The sequence below is a fragment of the Streptomyces phyllanthi genome (assembly GCF_009377205.1).
GTDB lineage: Bacteria > Actinomycetota > Actinomycetes > Streptomycetales > Streptomycetaceae > Streptomyces > Streptomyces phyllanthi.
In genome coordinates this window covers 1-1,309 of sequence record NZ_VJZE01000912.1, presented here as the reverse complement: position 1 = coordinate 1,309, position 1,309 = coordinate 1, and the positions used below count along the sequence as shown (strand labels likewise).

2 protein-coding genes are annotated in these 1,309 nt (G+C 71.0%); both read left to right on the top strand.

Translation table 11 applies throughout. The annotated features are described in order from the left end of the window. Positions 1-287 precede the first annotated feature (287 nt). Positions 288-755 carry a hypothetical protein gene (locus FNH04_RS46075; protein ID WP_322725781.1) on the top strand — a complete coding sequence of 156 codons (468 nt, stop codon included), beginning with the start codon at positions 288-290 and terminating at the stop codon, positions 753-755. A gap of 152 nt (positions 756-907) precedes the next feature. Next, a partial coding sequence (locus tag FNH04_RS46070) for a nucleotidyltransferase family protein (RefSeq protein WP_152792162.1) occupies positions 908-1,309 on the top strand: 402 nt, incomplete at its 3' end.

Here is a 1,309-nt window from a genome sequence, read left to right as displayed (position 1 = left end):
CGTCGCCGCCGAACTCAACAGCCGCCCACGCAAAACGCTCGGCTGGGAGACCCCAGCCGAGCGTCTGTCTAAACTGCTCGCGGCTTGATCAACTCACCGCGTGTTGCGACGACCCCTTGAATCCGCCACCACCGCGGGGCCCTTTCCGCTGTCCCGGCAGATACCCCGGCAAGCCGGTCGTTTCGAGCCGCGAGCGTCAACCCCCTACCCGGAAACAAGCGCTTCAGCGTCCCTCGAACAGGTGACTAAATGTCGCCAAATCACTACCCCGCGCTACCCTCACTCGCGTGAAGCACACCACTACCCAACGGACCCGGCGCGGCCAGGGCCCCGCCCGCCGGATCGGCCGCAGCCTCGCTTTCGTCCTCCCCGTCGTCCTGGTGCTCTCCGGCACCCTCGCAGTCACCCGGGTCAACTGGTCCAAAAGCCCCTCGGACTCGCTGCTCGCCGCCGCCGAGGCCACCTCCCCGGCCACGGGATCGGAGGCCGACCCTGGCGCCAAGTCCCGCGCCGCGCACGAGGCCCTGCGCGACGAGCTGCTGCTGGAGCTCCAGGAGAAGGACCCGGGCGTCGCCCTCACCCACCTCCAGGAAGAGGTGAACGAGCGCCCGTCGCTGGCTCGCCACTGCACGTCGATCGCCCGCACCCTGGGCCGCGCGGCCGTCAAGGCGTACGGCCCCTCCCGCGCCCAGTCCTACTCCCGCCCGGTCTGTGACACGTCCTTCGCAGCCGGCGTCCAGGACCAGCACGGCTGAGCGCCCGCAGGCCTCCGTGCCTGCCCCGTACGGCCGTACCGCCGTACTCCGCTGTCCCGCCCCGTCCGCCCCGTGCCCACGGTGATCGGCCGCACCACCGGTCCCCGGGGAACACGGCTCCCGCGAACGGGGCGCCACGTACAGTTCCGGTCATGACTGATCCGAACGCCGCGTCGCGCCCCGTCCAAGCCGTGGTCCTGGCCGGGGGCCAGGGTTCGCGGCTGCGCCCGTACACCGACGACCGGCCCAAGCCGATGGTCGAGATCCCCGGCACGGGCACGCCGATCATCGGACATCAGCTCTCCTGGCTCGCCGAGGAGGGCGTGACCGACGTGGTCGTGTCCTGCGGCCATCTCGCCGACGTTCTGGAGAAGTGGCTGGAGTCGGCCGACCTGCCCGTCCATGTCACCACGGTCGTCGAGACGGAGCCTCTCGGCCGCGGCGGCGGCCTCAAGTACGCGGCGTCCCACCTCCCCCACCCGGACGGCCCCTGGTACGCGACGAACGGCGACATCTGGACGCGTTTCTCGCTGCGCGACATGGCGGACTTCCAC